This window comes from Prevotella sp. MGM2, from assembly GCF_002933955.1.
Classification (GTDB): Bacteria; Bacteroidota; Bacteroidia; order Bacteroidales; family Bacteroidaceae; genus Alloprevotella.
Genome location: NZ_BEWW01000206.1, coordinates 1 through 969, shown reverse-complemented (window position 1 = coordinate 969; position 969 = coordinate 1). Strand labels below are relative to the sequence as shown.

Sequence of the window (969 nt, the reverse complement as noted above, 5' to 3'; positions counted from 1 at the left end):
TCTGTGTTTTCCGGCGTTATTGGTGTAAGAAAACGTTGTATTTTTTACGACAATTCCCCGTATTGCAATTCAAATTCAATTTTAGACGGAATATCAATCATAATATGCTTTCTTTCCGGCAGCCAAGGTGTTGAGCATCAGCATGCAAATAGTCATCGGTCCGACTCCTCCCGGAACGGGCGTGATGTAGCTGCACTTTGAAGCGACTTCGTCGAACCTGACATCGCCACAAAGGCGGAAACCGCTTTTACGGGTAGGGTCCGGAACGCGGGTGGTACCGACGTCAATGACCACAGCTCCCTCTTTAACCATATCGGCTTTGACGAATTCCGGCTTGCCGATAGCCGCTATGAGGATATCGGCCTGGCGGCATTCTTCTTCCAGGTTTGCGCTATGGCTGTGGCATACGGTCACGGTGGTGTCGCCGTAGTGTTTTTGCATCATCAGTTGTGACATGGGTTTGCCCACAATATTTGAACGTCCCAGAATGACACACTTCTTACCGCTGGTTTTGATGCCATAACGGCGCATGAGGGTAAGTATGCCCAAAGGAGTGGCTGAAATATAACAGGGCAGTCCGATAGCCAGCCGTCCTACATTGACAGGATGGAAACCGTCCACATCCTTGCGGTAGTCTATGCGCTCTATGATGCGTTGCTTGTTTATATGAGCCGGAAGGGGCAGCTGGATGATGAAGCCGTCCACATCGGTGTCATTGTTAAGGCGGTCTACACAGGCTAGCAGTTCCTCTTCCGTCACATCGTCCTCGTAACGGATGAGAGTCGACTGAAAACCGCAGGCCTCGCAAGCCAGCACTTTGTTGTGTACGTAAGTTTCACTGCCTCCATCGTGCCCGATGAGCACAGCGGCCAGATGCGGCCGCTTGCCGCCGCCGGCTACAATGTGTTCTACTTCTTCGGCTATTTCTTTCTTGATTTCGGCCGCTGTGGCCTTTCCGTCGATGATTTG

General features: G+C 51.3%; 1 protein-coding gene. It reads right to left on the bottom strand.

From position 1 onward, the window contains the following. Positions 1 to 93: 93 nt before the first annotated feature. A partial coding sequence (gene folD, locus C5S62_RS04975) for a bifunctional methylenetetrahydrofolate dehydrogenase/methenyltetrahydrofolate cyclohydrolase FolD (protein WP_104404315.1) occupies positions 94 to 969 on the bottom strand: 876 nt, incomplete at its 5' end.